15 protein-coding genes are annotated in these 15,896 nt (G+C 64.5%); 8 read left to right on the plus strand and 7 right to left on the minus strand.

Features of this window, described 5'->3' with window-relative positions; genetic code table 11:
* Positions 1–5 precede the first annotated feature (5 nt).
* The 6 genes from murB to blaOXA (AC56LH_RS04200) all read left to right on the plus strand — a co-directional run bounded on the left by murB (position 6) and on the right by blaOXA (AC56LH_RS04200) (position 5,589).
* Entirely contained in the window at positions 6–1,022 is a 1,017-nt protein-coding gene (gene murB, locus AC56LH_RS04175) for a UDP-N-acetylmuramate dehydrogenase (protein ID WP_499644291.1), read from the plus strand.
* Between the two features lie 10 nt (positions 1,023–1,032).
* Positions 1,033–1,740 carry an SDR family oxidoreductase gene (locus tag AC56LH_RS04180; protein ID WP_499644293.1) on the plus strand — a complete coding sequence of 236 codons (708 nt, stop codon included), beginning with the start codon at positions 1,033–1,035 and terminating at the stop codon, positions 1,738–1,740.
* Positions 1,741–1,844: 104 nt separating this feature from the next.
* The gene (locus AC56LH_RS04185) at positions 1,845–2,228 is read left to right on the plus strand and encodes a BlaI/MecI/CopY family transcriptional regulator (RefSeq protein ID WP_499644295.1); all 384 of its coding nucleotides are present in this window, start codon (positions 1,845–1,847) and stop codon (positions 2,226–2,228) included.
* The gene (gene blaOXA / locus AC56LH_RS04190; RefSeq protein ID WP_499644297.1) at positions 2,225–3,940 is read left to right on the plus strand and encodes a class D beta-lactamase; all 1,716 of its coding nucleotides are present in this window, start codon (positions 2,225–2,227) and stop codon (positions 3,938–3,940) included. The genes AC56LH_RS04185 and blaOXA (AC56LH_RS04190) overlap by 4 nt, the downstream gene beginning before the upstream one ends.
* Before the next feature lie 9 nt (positions 3,941–3,949).
* Positions 3,950–4,813, plus strand: coding sequence for a subclass B3 metallo-beta-lactamase (gene bla, locus AC56LH_RS04195; RefSeq protein ID WP_499644300.1), 864 nt, complete (start codon positions 3,950–3,952; stop codon positions 4,811–4,813).
* Complete coding sequence (gene blaOXA, locus AC56LH_RS04200) at positions 4,813–5,589, plus strand: class D beta-lactamase (RefSeq protein ID WP_499648387.1); 777 nt, start codon at positions 4,813–4,815, stop codon at positions 5,587–5,589. Before bla ends, blaOXA (AC56LH_RS04200) begins: the two co-directional genes overlap by 1 nt.
* Positions 5,590–5,922: 333 nt before the next feature.
* Here blaOXA (AC56LH_RS04200) and AC56LH_RS04205 read toward each other — a convergent pair whose 3' ends face one another.
* The 5 genes from AC56LH_RS04205 to AC56LH_RS04225 form a co-directional block, all read right to left on the minus strand.
* A complete protein-coding gene (locus tag AC56LH_RS04205; RefSeq protein WP_258836058.1) occupies positions 5,923–7,155 on the minus strand; it encodes an argininosuccinate synthase in 1,233 nt (410 codons plus the stop codon).
* Positions 7,156–7,267: 112 nt separating this feature from the next.
* Entirely contained in the window at positions 7,268–8,191 is a 924-nt protein-coding gene (gene argF, locus AC56LH_RS04210) for an ornithine carbamoyltransferase (RefSeq protein WP_499648389.1), read from the minus strand.
* An 84-nt stretch (positions 8,192–8,275) separates the two neighbouring features.
* On the minus strand, positions 8,276–9,187 hold the full coding sequence (gene rsgA, locus AC56LH_RS04215; RefSeq protein ID WP_499644302.1) for a ribosome small subunit-dependent GTPase A: 912 nt from the start codon (positions 9,185–9,187) through the stop codon (positions 8,276–8,278).
* Positions 9,184–9,516, minus strand: a complete 333-nt coding sequence (locus AC56LH_RS04220; RefSeq protein WP_499644304.1) for a 4a-hydroxytetrahydrobiopterin dehydratase — start codon at positions 9,514–9,516, stop codon at positions 9,184–9,186. Before AC56LH_RS04220 ends, rsgA begins: the two co-directional genes overlap by 4 nt.
* The gene (locus AC56LH_RS04225; RefSeq protein ID WP_499644306.1) at positions 9,513–10,775 is read right to left on the minus strand and encodes a M48 family metallopeptidase; all 1,263 of its coding nucleotides are present in this window, start codon (positions 10,773–10,775) and stop codon (positions 9,513–9,515) included. The genes AC56LH_RS04220 and AC56LH_RS04225 overlap by 4 nt, the downstream gene beginning before the upstream one ends.
* A gap of 47 nt (positions 10,776–10,822) precedes the next feature.
* On the opposite strand from AC56LH_RS04225, the gene orn reads away from it, so the two are divergent.
* Both orn and AC56LH_RS04235 read left to right on the plus strand, forming a co-directional pair.
* Positions 10,823–11,407 carry an oligoribonuclease gene (orn, locus tag AC56LH_RS04230; RefSeq protein ID WP_183550437.1) on the plus strand — a complete coding sequence of 195 codons (585 nt, stop codon included), beginning with the start codon at positions 10,823–10,825 and terminating at the stop codon, positions 11,405–11,407.
* Positions 11,408–11,507: 100 nt separating this feature from the next.
* Positions 11,508–13,976 (plus strand): ATP-binding protein, encoded by a 2,469-nt coding sequence (locus AC56LH_RS04235; RefSeq protein WP_499644307.1) that lies wholly within the window; start codon positions 11,508–11,510, stop codon positions 13,974–13,976.
* Between the two features lie 28 nt (positions 13,977–14,004).
* Here AC56LH_RS04235 and AC56LH_RS04240 read toward each other — a convergent pair whose 3' ends face one another.
* Both AC56LH_RS04240 and AC56LH_RS04245 read right to left on the minus strand, forming a co-directional pair.
* A complete protein-coding gene (locus AC56LH_RS04240) occupies positions 14,005–14,691 on the minus strand; it encodes a UPF0149 family protein (RefSeq protein ID WP_499644308.1) in 687 nt (228 codons plus the stop codon).
* Between the two features lie 143 nt (positions 14,692–14,834).
* On the minus strand, positions 14,835–15,875 hold the full coding sequence (locus tag AC56LH_RS04245; RefSeq protein WP_499644310.1) for an alpha/beta hydrolase: 1,041 nt from the start codon (positions 15,873–15,875) through the stop codon (positions 14,835–14,837).
* Between the last annotated feature and the right edge of the window lie 21 nt (positions 15,876–15,896).

The raw sequence follows: 15,896 nt of genomic DNA on the forward strand, positions 1-15,896 counted from the left end.
ACATCATGCCCCTCATTCACGACCAGCCGCTCGACACGTTCAACACCTTCCGCATTCCCGCCCGCGCGCGCCAATACCTGCGCGTGGATGGCGCCGGGCAACTGGCCGCAGTGCGCGCCGATCCGGCGCTGGCTGCCTTGCCGCGCCTGGTGCTTGGCGGCGGCAGCAATCTGCTGTTCACGCGCGACGTCGATGGCCTGGTGCTGCACATGACGGGGCAGGGCCGCGAGGTGCTGGGCGAACAGGCTGGCAAGATCCTCGTACGCGCGCAGGCCGGCGAAAACTGGCACGGCTTCGTGCGTTTCACGCTCGAGCAAGGCATCGGCGGGCTGGAAAACCTCTCGCTGATACCGGGCACCGTGGGTGCCGCGCCCATCCAGAATGTGGGGGCGTATGGCGTGGAAACCAAGGACGTATTCCATAGCCTCACCGCCTACGACATGGCCAGCGGCGCCACGCGCACGCTGGACGCTGCCGCCTGCCGCTTCGGCTACCGCGACAGCATCTTCAAGCATCCCGATGGCGCCAATCTCGTCGTGCTGGACGTGACTTTTGCGCTGCCACGCGCGTGGCAGCCAAACCTGCGCTACGCCGAACTGGGCAATGCGGTGCGCGAAGCCGGCCTGACGTCGCCCACGCCGAACGACATTGGCCTGATGGTCGAGGCGATCCGCCGCCGCAAGTTGCCCGACCCGCGCGAGATCGGCAACGCCGGCAGCTTCTTCAAGAACCCGGTGGTATCAAACGCGGAATGCACGCGCCTGCTCGCGCAGTTCCCGACCCTGGTGCACCATGCCCAGCCGGACGGCACGTTCAAGCTGGCGGCAGGTTGGCTGATCGACCAGTGCGGCTGGAAAGGCCGCCACATGGGCGCGGCCGGCGTGTACCACAAGCAGGCGCTGGTGCTCGTCAACCTGGGCGGGGCCACGGGCCAGGACGTGGTCCAGCTGGCCGCAGCGATCCAGGCCGATGTCGCGGCGCGCTACGGCGTGATGCTGGAACCCGAACCCGTCTTCATCTAAGGAACGCTTCATGAAAAAAGTCATCGTCACCGGCCACACCCGTGGCCTTGGGGCCGCCATCGCGGCCGAACTGCAGTCGCGCGGCCTGGCCGTGCTGGGCCTGGCGCGCGGACGCTCCACGCTGGCCGGCATCGAACAGGCCGAGGTCGACATGGCCGATCCGGTTGCCTTGCAGGCCTGGCTCGCTGGGCCGGCGTTGCGCGATTTTCTCGCGGGCGCCGATGCGGTGTACCTCGTCAACAATGCCGGCGTCGTCACGCCGGTGGGCTCGCTTGCCGCGCAGGCGCCGGCGGCTGTCCTGCAGGCGGTGATGCTCAACGTTGGCGCGCCGCTGGCGCTGGCCGCCGCATTCGTGCAGGCCGCGCCCGAGGCGACGCGGCGCATCCTGCATATTTCCAGCGGGGCAGGGCGCAATGCCTATCCCGGCTGGGCTGTGTACTGCGCGACGAAGGCCGCGCTCGACCAGCATGCGCGCGCGGTCCAGCTTGATGGCGATCCGCGCGTGCTGGCGGTCAGCCTGGCGCCGGGTGTCATCGATACCGACATGCAGGCGGCGATCCGCGCGACACCGGACGCCAACTTCCCGCTGCGCGAGCGCTTCGTCGAGCTGAAGGATACCGGCGGCTTGACGTCGCCCGAGGACTGCGCGCGCAACCTGGCCGATTATCTGCTCGCGCCGGGTTTTGGCCGCGAGGCGGTCGACGATCTGCGCAACTGACGGCAATAACAAGTTCTTGTTGACGCGGATGCGACACTTGTCGCATCATTGCGGCAAGCGTCGCATCAGGCGTTACATCAAGCGTCACGTCAAGGACTGTTGCCATGGCCGTACCCTCAATTTCCGAACTCAGCCTTCTCAAGGCGCTGTGGCGCCAGCAGCCGATGAGCGCCCGTGAAATCCACGACGCCGTCGAGGCCGAATTGGGCTGGTCGTATTCGTCCACCCGCAAGACGCTCGAGCGCATGCTCGACAAAGGCATGGTGCGCCAGGAGTTGCGCCACGGCGTGCAGGTATATGCAGCGGTCAGCGACAAGGTCGATACGCTCGCCGCCTTCGCCCACGATTTCGGCAAGCGCGTCATGGAGATCGACACGCCGCTGCCGGTCAATATGTTCACCGGCAGCAAGCTGGTCGACGACGATGAACTGGCACGCCTGGAGCAGCTGCTCAACGACTGGCCGGTCGACAGGGACGCGGCGCCATGAACTTGCTCGACGCGGCGCTCGTCCGCTTCCTGTTCGCCAGCATCGGCTGCCTGGCCGCCGGCGTGGCGGTATGGGGCGTGCTGGTGCTGTTGCAGCGTTATCTGCCGGCGCTTGCCATGCAGCGCTCGCCGTGGATGCTGGGACAGGTCGCGCTTGCGGCCACCTTCATCATCCTGATGCTGCCGCAGGCGCAGCAGCTTCACATGTTGCCCCTGTTCGACGTCGACCTGTCGCCCGCGACCGCCGGCGCAGTCGCGCTACCCGCCCACGCGGCCGGTGCCACCAGCGCGTTGGCAGAACCCCGATCTTGGCTGAGCTGGACCGTGTACGCATGGGCGCTGGCCTATGCGGCCGGCCTGCTGTGGATGCTTGCGCGCCTGCTGCGTGGCCAGCGTGCGCTGGCGCGGTTGCTGCGCGCCGGTGTGCGGATGCCAGCGGATGGGGCGTTGCCACCCATGATTGAAGTCGACGCCCCCATCTCCCCGATGCTGGTCGGCCCGTTCCGGCCGCGCCTGCTGTTGCCGCTGGCCCTGCGCACCATGGATCCTCTGCAGCGCGACCTGATCGTCGCCCACGAACTGATGCACTGGCGCCGGGGCGATCTGTGGTGGCTCGCGGCCTGCGCTCTGCTCCAGGCACTGTGCTGGTTCAATCCGGCAATGCGTGTGCTGCGCGCGCGCCTCGTCTGGGCCCAGGAGCTGGGCTGTGACCGCGACGTGCTGCGTGGCCGCCCACAGATTCAGCGCAAGGCGTATGCGGCCGCGCTGGTCGCGCAGCTGCGCTTTCAGTACCAGGCGGCGCCAGCCAATGCGCTGGCCTTCGGCGGCGTTGCGCCAGACACGCTGGCCGCGCGCGTCGCGTTGATCCGCACGCCTGGGCTTACCCATCATGCAGGCCGTGCCCGCTGCGTCGGCCTGGGCGCGCTGGCGCTGGTGTTCGGTGCCAACCTCGCGCTGCAGCCGGCGCTGGCCTGGGATGCTGCGCCGCAGGCGCTCGACTGCACCCTGATGCTCGATGCCGCCACCGGTGCGGTGCTGGTCGAAGAAGGGCGCTGCGACGTACGCACCACGCCCGCGTCGATCTTCAATATCGCCGTGAGCCTGATGGGGTTCGACGCCGGCATCCTGCAGGATGCCCACACACCGGCGCTGCCGTTCAAGGCAGGCTACGTCGACTGGCAGCCATCGTGGCGGACCGCGACCGATCCGACGAGCTGGATCCGCAATTCGACCGTCTGGTACGCGCAGCAGGTCACCAGCCGGCTGGGCGAACGCCGCGTGCAGGATTACGTGGGCCGCTTCGCCTACGGCAACCAGGACCTGACCGGCGGCGTTGACATCGCCTGGATCGCCTCGTCGCTGCAGGTTTCGCCACGTGAACAGGTCGCTTTTCTGCGCAAGGTCGCCAACCGCGATTTGCCCGTCAGCGCGCACGCCTTCGACATGACGGCGCAGCTGCTGCGCTTGCCCACGCTGGCGAATGGCTGGCAGGTGTACGGCAAGACCGGCACTGCGTCGGGTGATGGGGCCGGGAATAACAGCCGTGCGCTGGGCTGGTTCGTGGGCTGGGCCACGAAGGACGGGCGCACCGTCGTCTTCGCGCGCCAGACGCTTGGCCCGCGCGACCCGGACCGCGCGGCCGGGCCGCTCCTGAAAGAACGCTTCCTGCGCACGCTGCCGGGAAGACTCGCAACGCTGTCACCGTCCACATAAGGAATCGTCATGATGAAACACACAAGCCTGGCACTCGCTGCGGCTGGCCTCGTCACGTGCCTGCAGCCTGCTGCAGCCAATGACTGGAACACGCCGCAGAAGCCGTTTGCCCTATACGGCAACACCTACTATGTCGGCACGCATGGTCTGTCGGCCGTTCTGATCACATCGCCACAGGGCCACATTCTGATCGACGGCGGCAGCGAAAAATCGGCGCCGCAGATCGTGCGCAATATGCGCCAGCTCGGCTTCAAGGTCGAAGATATCCGCTTCATCCTGAACTCGCACGCACACGCCGATCACGCAGGCGGCATCGCCGAGCTGCAGCACCTGTCGGGTGCCGAAGTCCTGGTCGGCAGCGCTGCCGTACCGGTGCTGGCGAGTGGCCAGGCCGACAAGGGTGACCCGCAATACACCGACCTTCAGGCGATGGCGCCAACTGCCCGCGTGCGGGCCGTGGCCGACGGCGACGTCGTCAAGCTTGGCCCATTGGCAGTGACGATGCATGCCACACCCGGTCACACGCAGGGCGGCGCGAGCTGGACCTGGAGCGCCGTCGAAGGCGGCCGGACCGTGCACATGGTGTACGCCGACAGCTTGAACGCGATTGCGGCAGGGCCATTCCGCTACCGCGGCCATCCTGCCTATCCGACAGCGCGTGCGGACCTCGAACGCTCGATTGCGACAGTGGCCGGCCTGCCGTGCGATGTGCTGGTCTCGGCGCATCCGGAAGGCAGCGACCTGTGGCAGCGCTACGCCCGGCGCCCTGCGCGGGGCAACGCCGCCTTCATCGACACCACCGCCTGCCGCACGTATGCCGACAAGGCGAGAGCGCGTCTGGCCACGCAACTGAGCAAGGAAACAGACCAATGATCAAGCATGTTGTTGCACTCGTCCTGATGGCGTTTGGCGCCGTCGCCCAGGCCACCGAATGGCACGACAGCCCGGCCATCACGCAGCTGTTCAAGAAAGAGGGCGTGACGGGCACCTTCGTCGTGCACGACGTGGCGCTGGACACCGACACGGGCCACAACCGCCAGCGCGCCGCAAAACGGTTCATCCCGGCGTCAACCTTCAAGCTTCCGAACTCGCTGATCGCACTGAGCACGGGCGTCGTGGCCTCGGTCGACGAGATCGTGCCATACGGCGGCAAGCCAGTCGCCCGCCCTGAGTGGGCCAGGGACATGGGCCTGCGCGAGGCGATCAAAATGTCGAACGTGCCGGTCTATCAGGAAATGGCGCGGCGCATCGGCCTGGAGCGGATGCGCGCCGCGCTCGTGCGCATGAATTACGGGAATATGGACACGGGCACGGTGGTCGACCGCTTCTGGCTCGATGGCCCCCTTGAAATCAGCGCGCTCGAGCAGACCGTGTTCCTGGCCCGGCTGGCACAGGGCCAGCTACCGTTCGAGAACGTGCACATGGACGCCGTGCGCGCGATTGCGCGCCAGGATGGCCCGACCGAACTGTATGCGAAAACCGGCTGGGGCAAGCGCCCCGGCCAGCCCGATATCGGCTGGTGGGTCGGCTGGATCAAAAAGGACGACAAGCTCTACACGTTCGCGCTGAACATCGACATCCCGGATGGAGCCGACGACAAGCGCATATCGCTGGCGAAAGCGGCGCTGCAGTCATTAGGACTGTTATAGCACCACGTCTGGTCGAAGAAAAGCCGGGGTCAGGTCTGACATTCGGACACGATCTCGACAGTAGGGTAGTCGAAACCATGAAGAAAAGCCGGGGTCAGGTCTGACATTCGGACACGATCTCGACAGTATGGTAGTCGAAACCAAGTTGCGCCGCGCAATGTTAATGCTGGGCCAGATACCATTGGAAATCGTTAAAGCTGAGGCTGTGTCTGAATGTCAGACCTGACCCCAGCTGTGCAATTTAGAGGTGGCTAAGGCTGAGGTCGTGCCCGAATGTCAGACCTGACCCTAGCTGTTTCTGTGACCGGCCAGCCTCGTGGCCGGTCGCTGAACTTACTGCCCGCGCTTGGCGCGTGCCTTCGCTGCAATCCGCATGCGCAGCGCATTGAGCTTGATGAAGCCGCCGGCATCGGCCTGGTTGTACGCGCCGCCGTCTTCGTCGAAGGTTGCGATGTTCATGTCGAACAGCGAATCGGTCTTCGAATCGCGCGACACGACGATCACATTGCCCTTGTACAGCTTGATGCGCACCCAGCCGTTGACGGTGGCTTGCGTGTGGTCGATCAGCGTCTGCAGCGCGACGCGTTCCGGTGCCCACCAGTAGCCGTTATAGATCAGCGACGCGTAGCGCGGCATCAGGTCGTCCTTCAGGTGCGCCACTTCGCGGTCGAGCGTGATCGATTCGATCGCGCGGTGCGCGCGCAGCATGATCGTGCCGCCCGGGGTTTCATAGCAGCCGCGCGACTTCATGCCGACGTAGCGGTTTTCCACCAGGTCCAGGCGGCCAATGCCGTGCTTGCCGCCCAGGCGGTTCAGCTCGGTCAGGACGGCGGCTGGCGACAGGCGCTTGCCGTTCAGGCCGACGATGTCGCCGCGCTCGAATTCGACGTCCAGGTATTCCGCTTCGTCCGGCGCCGCTTCCGGCGAGACGGTCCAGCGCCACATCGATTCCTCGGCTTCGGCGCTCGGGTTTTCCAGGTGACGGCCTTCAAAGCTGATGTGCAGCAGGTTGGCGTCCATCGAGTACGGCGCGCCACCGTTCTTGTGCTTCATGTCCACCGCGATGCCCGCGTCTTCTGCGTACTTCAGCAGTTTCTCGCGCGACAGCAGGTCCCATTCACGCCATGGCGCGATGATCTTGACGTCTGGCTTGAGCGCATACGCGCCCAGCTCGAAACGCACCTGGTCGTTGCCCTTGCCGGTCGCGCCGTGCGAGACGGCGTCGGCGCCGGTTTCGTTGGCGATCTCGATCAGGCGCTTGGCGATCAGCGGCCGTGCAATCGACGTGCCCAGCAGGTATTCGCCTTCGTACACGGTGTTCGCGCGGAACATCGGGTAGACGAAGTCGCGCACGAATTCTTCGCGCACGTCGTCGATATAGATGTTCTCTGGCTTGATGCCGAACTTGATGGCCTTGGCGCGGGCCGGTTCCAGTTCTTCACCCTGGCCGAGGTCGGCGGTGAAGGTGACGATTTCGCAGCCGTAATTGTCTTGCAGCCATTTCAGGATGACGGAGGTGTCGAGGCCGCCGGAATAGGCCAGTACTACTTTCTTGATGTCGCTCATGGGAGTTCCAGTGATGGAGGAGGTGGTAGAGGAGTAATGGTCAGCTGGCTCGCAAATCCAGCCCGGCAAGCGCCGGGATGGACGGCCAACGATCAAGCTTCAGGGGTAAAAATCAATCTTCGATACGGCCGAGCAGCAGGTACTCGATCAGGGCTTTTTGCACGTGCAGGCGGTTTTCGGCTTCGTCCCAGACAACCGATTGCGGGCCGTCGATGACTTCGGCAGCCACTTCTTCGCCGCGGTGCGCCGGCAGGCAGTGCATGAACAGCGCGTCGCTCGAGGCGCGGGCCATCTTGGCTTCGTCGACGATGAAGCCGTCAAATGCTTTCATGCGCTCGGCGTTTTCCTTTTCGTAGCCCATGCTGGTCCAGACGTCGGTATTAACCAGGTGCGCGCCTTCGCAGGCGTCCGACGGGTTGTCGAACCGCGTGTAGCGCGTGGTCGAAACCAGGCTCGGGTCCATCTCGTAGCCTTTCGGCGTGGCGACGTTCAGGTGGAAGCCGAACACTTCGGCTGCCTGCAGCCACGAGTACAGCATATTGTTGGCGTCGCCGATCCAGGCGACCGTCTTGCCGGCGATGGAGCCGCGGTGTTCGTGGAACGTGAACACGTCCGCCAGCACCTGGCACGGATGGTGTTCATTGGTCAGGCCATTGATGACCGGCACGCGCGAATTGGCGGCAAAGCGGTCGATGATGTCCTGGCCGAAGGTGCGGATCATGATGATGTCGCACATGCGGCTGATCACCTGGCCGGCGTCTTCCACCGGTTCGCCACGGCCGAGCTGGCTGTCGCGCGTGTTCAGGTAGATGGCGGCGCCGCCCAGCTGGTGCATGCCGGCTTCGAACGACAGGCGCGTGCGCGTCGAGCTTTTCTCGAACACCATCACCAGCGTGCGGTCGACCAGCGGGTGGTACACCTCGTAGGCCTTGAACTTGCGCTTGATGATCGCCGCGCGCTTGATGACGTATTCGAACTCGTCGCGCGTGAAGTCGGAAAACTGCAGGAAGTGCTTGATCGGTGGGGTGCTCGTCATCATAAGTCTGCTCGTGTCTGCTGCGATGTTTGTCCCTTGAATTATAAGGGGAATTTCTTTCCGTTAGGGAAAGTAGTCAGGGCCTTAGTACAGGGTCTGCGCCGATTCGTGCAGCAATTGCCCGTAGAGTTCATGGCGGTGCTTCCAGATTTTGCCCGCTGCGACGGCGTCGAGAATGGCGCAGAACGGCTCGGCCATGTGGCGGCAGTTGTAGTACTTGCAGCCGCCGAGGTACGGCTTGAACTCCACAAAAGCGCGCTCGAGCATGCCTTCGCTCAGGTGGTACAGGCCAAATTCCTGGAAGCCCGGCGAATCGATGATCGCGCCCGCCTTGCCATCGACTTCCGGCAGCCAGTACAGGCGCGTGAAGGTGGTCGTGTGCTTGCCGGTGTCGAGCGCAGCCGAGATTTCGCGCACGGCGATATCGGCGTCCGGGATCAGCAGGTTGATCAGCGACGACTTGCCCATGCCCGACTGGCCGATGAAGATCGACGACTGGCCCGCCAGCAGCGGCTTGAGGATCTCCACTGTTTCTTCAGGATGCGCCTGGGCCGAGACCTCGTGCACCGGGTAACCGAGCCGCGAATACTGCGCAGCGCGTTCGCGCGCGCGGGGCAGCAGGTCCGTCACGTCGGTCTTGTTGAGGATCAGGTGCGCCTCGATGCCGGCCGCCTCGCAGGCCACCAGCGAGCGCGACACCAAATCGTCGGCAAAGCCGGGCTCGGTGGCGATCACGACGAACAGGCGCGAGATGTTCGCCGCCAGCAACTTGGATTTGTACTGGTCGGAGCGATACAGCAGCGTGGTGCGTTCGGCGATGCGCTCGATCACGGCCTGGTTCTCGGATGTCCGGACCACATGGACGACATCGCCCACGGCCACATTGGTCTTCTTGCCGCGCGTGACGCACTGCAGTTTTTCGCCGTCGATGTCGGCCAGGTAGTGGCGGCCGTGGGCCGCGATGATGGTGCCGGTCAGTTCATTGGATGCGCTCATGCGTTTTCCTGGTTGAGGTACAGCGCATTGGCTTTCGCGGCGCAGATAAAGTCGTTGTCGGACAGCGCGCTGCCCGCGGAATGGGTGGTCCAGCTGACGCGGCAGGTGGTGTAGCCCACCGTCATCTCGGGGTGATGGTCTTCGTGCTCGGCCAGCGTTGCTACCGCGTTGACGAACGCGATCGTGGCGCGGTAGTCGGGCAGCGTGAAGGTACGGGCCAGGACGTTGTCGGCCACGCTCCAGCCGGGCACCTCGTGCAGCAGCGTGGCGATGGCAGCCGCGTCGAGTGCAATCCCTTGCCGCGTACAGTGGCGCTGTTCTAAATTCATGCGGCCGCCATCGTCAGACGCTTGACCCGGACCGACGCCGGCGGGTGCGAATCGTAGAACGCCGAGTGCAGCGGATCGGGCGTCAGCGTCGACGCATTGTCTTCGTACATCTTCACCAGCGCCGACACCAGGTCGCGGTGGTCGGTGTGCTGCGCAGCAAAAGCGTCAGCCTCGAATTCATGCTTGCGCGACGTGATCGAGCTCAGCGGCGCCAGCACGAAGGTGAACACCGGCAGCACGAGGATGAACAGGATCAGCGCCATGCCATCGTTCGATGCATTCATGAACGGCAGCACGCCTAGACCCGTATAGAACCAGGCCTGGCCTTTCAGGTAGCCAAGCAGGGCCAGGAAGGCCAGCGACATCGCGAACATCGTGATAACGCGCTTGACGATATGGCGCAGCTTGAAGTGGCCCAGTTCATGCGCCAGCACCGCTTCGATTTCCTGCGGCTCCAGGCGCGACAGCAGCGTGTCGAAGAACACGATGCGCTTGGCCCGGCCAAAGCCCGAGAAATACGCGTTGCCGTGGGCGCTGCGCTTGCTGCCGTCCATGACGAACAGGCCGCGCGACGTAAAGCCCACGCGCGTCATCAAGCCATCGATGCGCTGTTTGAGGCTGACATCGGCCAGTGGCGTGAATTTGTTGAACAGCGGCGCGATCACCGTTGGGTAGAACGCGATCATCAGGAGCTGGAAGCCGCTCCAGACGAACCACGTGTACAGCCACCACAACGCGCCGCTGGCTTCCATCAGCTTGAGCACGACCCACAGCAGCGGCAGACCGATCAGCGCGCCCACGAACGTGCTCTTGACCAGGTCACCCAACCACAGGCCGGGCGTCATCTTGTTGAAGCCGAAGCGCTGCTCAAGGACAAACTGGCGGTACCAGTCGAGCGGCAGGTCGAGCACACTGGCGATCACGGCAAACGCCACGACCAGTACCAGCTGGTGCATCAGGCCGGGGCCGGTGAACGGCAGAATGGCCAGCGACAGCAGTTGCAGGCCGCCCATCAGCGTGAAGCCGATCAGGACGATGGCGCCCCACAGCGTGCCGATCAGACCGAGCCGGGTCTTGGCGACGGTATAGTCGGCCGCTTTCTGGTGCGCCGCGAGTGGCACTTTCGGCGCAAACTCGGCCGGCACGCTGGCGCGGTGGCGCGCGATATGCCGGATATGGCGCGCGGCCAGCCAGGTGCGCAGCGACAAGGTGAGCAGCAGGAAAACGACGAACAAAACCGAAAACGCGAATGAAGACATTCTGTGCCTGTGAGAAAATGCAGGATTGATTAGGCAAAGAGAGAATTATGTCACAAGCGACACCTTCCGCAGTGCCGGGTACGCCCCAGCGGCCCAATGAATTCAACCTCGTCTGGCTCGATATGGAAATGACCGGCCTCGACCCGGACAACGACCGCATCATCGAGGTCGCCGTGGTCGTCACCGATCCCGACCTGAACATCATCGCCGAAGGCCCGGTGTTCGCGATCCACCAGTCGGATGAAACACTCGACAAGATGGACAACTGGAACAAGGGCACCCACGGCAAGTCGGGCCTGATCGACCGCGTGAAGGCGTCGACCGTGACCGAAGCCCAAGCCGAAGTCGAACTGATCGAATTTCTCAAGCAGTACGTGCCGAAGAACAAGTCGCCGATGTGCGGCAATTCGATCTGCCAGGACCGCCGCTTCATGGCGCGCGGCATGCCGAAGCTCGAAGCGTTCTTCCATTACCGTAATCTCGACGTGTCGACGCTGAAGGAACTGTGCCGCCGCTGGAAGCCCGAGCTGGCATCCGGCTTCAAGAAGCACCAGAAGCACACGGCGCTGGCCGACATCGTCGAGTCGATCGAAGAGCTGCGTTACTACCGTGAGCACTTCATTAAGCTGTGATGCCTTAACGGTAATCCGAGAGTTGTAAAGTTGCGCAAGGGCCACTGTCAAACCGGAAAAAGCTGCAATCCGGCAAGCGAGGTATGCGACAATCCTGGCCATGGCCTCGCTTTCCGCTACCGCTTTTTCGGGTGACAGTGTGATGGCTGCGCAGATGCGCAGCCACGACTGGCAGCATTCGCCACTGGGCGCCCCCGACACCTGGCCGCCGTCCCTCCGGACGGCGGTCGACATGATGCTGCATTCCGCCTTCCCGATGGCTGTTGCATGGGGGCCACAGCACATCATCCTGTACAACGACGCGTATATCCCGATCCTTGGCGAACGCCACGCCGGCGCGCTCGGCAAGTCGTTCGCGGCCCTGTGGCCCGAAGTCTGGCCGGAGCTGCAGCCGCAGGTCGACCATGTCATGGCCGGCAAACCGGTCTTTTTCGAAGATTACCCGCTGTGCCTGCTGCGTAACGGCTATCCCGAGCGCACCTGGTTTACTTTCTCTTATGCGCCGCTGTATGGCGCTGACGGCCGTGTCGGCGGCCTGTTCTGCACCGCGATGGAAACGACGGCCCGTGTGTTGGGCGAGCGCCGCGCCGCGTTCCGGCTCACGCTGTCCGACGCGCTCGCACCGCTGACCGATCCGGATGAGGTAATTGCCACCGCCAGTGCGCTGCTGGGGACAAAACTGGGCGCAGCGCGCGTGCTGTATGCCGAAGCCGATCCGCTCAGCGGGGCGCTGGTCGCGCCATCCGTCTGGCCGCAGGATGGCGCTGCGCCGCGCGCACAGGCGGATCACCTCGGTCCGGCCCTGATGGCAACCCTCCAGCAGGGCGCCGTCGTCTGCATCCACGATGCTGCCAACGATCCGCTCGCGCTGCTGTCTTCGTTCAACGGGCGCGTGGGCGCCATGCTGTTGGTGCCGCTGATGTCGGCGGGCCGGTTGGCCGCGTGCGTGCGTGTGGATGCGCCGACCCCGCGCTCGTGGACCGAGCACGATATCCGGCTGGCGCGCGATGTGGCCGAGCGCACCTGGACGGCGGCGGGCACCGCGCGTGCGCACGTTCTTCTGCGCGAGGAGCGCGACCGGGGCCGTGAAATCTTCGCCAATATCTCCGAAGGCTTCGCGCTGTTCGACCGCAACTGGGTGATGCAGCGCATGAACGCCGAAGGTTTACGCATCTGCGATGTCACGAGCGACGAGGTCATCGGACGCAATCACTGGGCCGTGTTCCCGGCCATGATCGATTGCGACGCCGGCCGCATGTACCACAACGTGATGGCGACCCGCAAGGCCGGCAGCGCCGAACAGTGCCGCGTGTTTCCCGATGGCCGCCGCGTCTGGATCGATATCCGCGCCTACCCGACCCAGGATGGTGGCATCGCCACATTCTTCCGCGACATCACCGACCGCAAGCTGGCTGAAGAAAAGCTGGTGGAGGGCGACCGCCGCAAGGACGAATTCCTGGCGATGCTCGCACATGAGCTGCGCAATCCGCTGGCGCCGATCAGCGCAGCGGCCGAACTGCTCCGGCTCGGCAACGTCGATGCGCGCCGGGTGCACCAGAGCAGCACCATCATCAGCCGCCAGGTGCGCCACATGACGCGGTTGGTGGACGATCTGCTGGACGTCTCGCGCGTCACGCGCGGCCTGATCACGCTGGGCCAGACGCGCGTGACGGCGCGCACCGTCATCGAAGAGGCGATCGAGCAGGTGCGCCCGACGATCGACACGCGTGTGCAGACGCTCACCGTACGCCTGCCACCCGACGGTGTCGCCGTCAGCGGCGACAAGGCGCGCCTGGTACAGGTGGTGGCCAACGTGCTGGCCAATGCGGCCAAGTACACGCCGCCCGGGCGCTGCATCGACCTGCGCGCCGACCTGCACGGCACACGCCTGGTGCTGAGCGTGCGTGACGAGGGCATCGGCATGGACGTCGAGCTGACCGGGCGCGTGTTCGACCTGTTTACGCAGGCCGAGCGCTCGTCCGACCGTGCCCAGGGCGGCCTGGGGCTCGGGCTGGCGCTGGTCAAGCATCTGGTCGAGCTGCACGGCGGCACGGTGGGTTGTTCGAGTCCGGGGCTGGGCAAGGGCAGTACCTTCGTCATCACGTTGCCGTTGCTGGCGGACGAGGCGCCAGAGCAGCCGGCGCCCGTGGTCACGGCGCCCGCCGCCACCACGCGTCTGAAAGTGCTGGTGGTCGATGACAATACCGATGCGGCCGAGATGCTCGGGCTGCTGCTGGCAGCGCAGGGGCATGACGTGGCGATCGAACACGGGGCGCTGGGCGCACTGGCGCGGGCGCGCAGCATGCGGCCCGATGTCTGCCTGCTCGATATCGGCCTGCCCGACATTGACGGCCACGAACTGGCGCGGCGCCTGCAGCATGACCCCGGCATGGCCGGTTCAGTGCTGGTTGCCGTGACGGGCTATGGACAGCCGCAGGATCGCGAAGCAGCGCTGGCGGCAGGCTTTGCGCATCACCTGGTCAAGCCGCTCGACGTGGAGGTGTTGCTGGAGGTGCTGGCAGAGGTCAGGACGACCGAACCGGTGGGGGAGAACGTCGGGCAGGATTGACGGCCGGGCCGCCAATCCCCCGGGGTGCTTATTCAGCGCCGCAGCACTTCTTGAATTTCTTGCCGCTGCCGCAGGTGCAATCGTCGTTGCGGCCGACTTTCGGCTCGTCGCGCACGATGGTTTCCACCGCCGGCTTGCGCAGCGGCAGCCAGTGGCGGTAGATTGCCGGCACATTGGCCTCGATCTGCAGCGCCAGGGCATGCACCTTGACCGGATCGTCGACCTCGGCCAGTTCGTCTTCTTCGATTTCGTCCGCGCCCAGCAGATAGATCGGGCGGATCAGTTCGGCCACATCGCTGTCCCAGATCGCATCCCACGAGCCGGCGCGCAGTTCAACGCCTTCCCAGAACCCCCAGCACCAGGCTTCCGGATCGATCAGGACCTTGCCATCGACCTCGTGTTCGCAGAACAGCGGCTCGAAGTCCTTCGGTGCGACCTCGAACGTGATCAGGACTTCGTTCATGAAGCGCATGATCAGGTTGACGATGCGTTCTTCGTCGCGCTTGTTCTTCCATTTCGGCGCCGCGGCCTCGTCTTCGCCCCAGACCATTGGCAGCCATTCGGCCGGCATGATCGATTCCGGACCGATCGCGATGGCGGTCAGGTAGCCGTGCAGGGTGTCCATCGTCATCGCGTCGTCGGAACAACGGTCGGAGAGCAGGAACTGGTCGAGTTCGTCGAATTCTTTTTCGGAGAGGGGCTGTTCGAGGTGCATGGGGTAGGTGGTCTGTGGCGCGAGCGCGCCTGTTGCGTCAAAGGCGCCAGTGTAACGCCTGCGCCGTCGCCGGGCACGAAAAACCTGCCGGCGAGGCGCTGCTTGCAACGTTTACTTCAGAGTCGAACGGTAGTACAGCAAGATCAACGCTTGGCGTTGAATGCCTTGGTCAGCTCGTCAGCTGCAAACTGCTGGGCTTCTTTCGCCTTCGGCACCACGGCGTCCATGCCGAAGAACTCGTGGGTCACGCCGGTGAAGTGGCGATAGTTGACGGTCACGCCTTCCTTCTTGAGGCGGTCGGCGTAAGCCTTACCCTCGGTCATGAGCGGATCGATTTCCGCGGTGATCACGGTTGCTGCTGGCAGACCCTTGAGCGAGGCAGCCTTCATCGGCAGAGCGTACGGGCTCTTCGGATCGGCGCCATAGTGCTTGAAGAACCACGTCATCATCGCCTTGTTCAGTGGCTTGGCGTTGGCGTTCTTCTTGTACGACTCGTTGTTCATGTCGTCGTTGACCACTGGGTAGACCAGCAGCTGGTGCACCGGCATCTGGATTTTCTTTTCCATCGCCATCATCGACACGACGGTTGCCAGGTTGCCGCCGGCCGATTCGCCCGCCACTGCCACGCGCATCGGGTCACCATTGATGCTCTTGGCATTGGCCAGCGCCCACTGGTAAGCCGCAAATGCGTCTTCGGTCTGGGTCGGGAACTTGTGCTCTGGCGCCAGACGGTAGTCGGCCGAAATCACGATCGCCTTGGCCTTCTTTGCCAGGCCGCGCACCGACGATTCGTACACCTTGGTGTCGGCAATCACGAAGCCGCCGCCGTGGAAGTACACGACGACCGGGAACGGGCCGGTGCCTTCAGGCGTAAAGATATGGATCGGGAAGCTGCCGCCCTTGCCCTGGATCGATTGCGTCTTCATCGTCACGCCTGGTTCCGGTGCGGTGCTCTTGCCGGCGTCGGTCAACACCTTCTTGACGGCGTCGCTCGGGGTTGGCTGCTTGCGCGCTTCTTCCGGGCTCAGGGTTTCGATCGGCTTTGGCTTCAGGGCCGCCATCGCGTCCAGCACTTTCTGCATGTTCGGCTCGGCTTTTGCCGGCTGGGCAGCGGTTTGTGCAATGGCGGTGCCGGCCAGCAGGCCAGCGGCGAGAGCGACGACGGTCAAAGTCAGTTTTTTCATGGTCAGTCCTATGCGGTGATT

The organism is Telluria sp. LT1R51-2 (assembly GCF_059685775.1).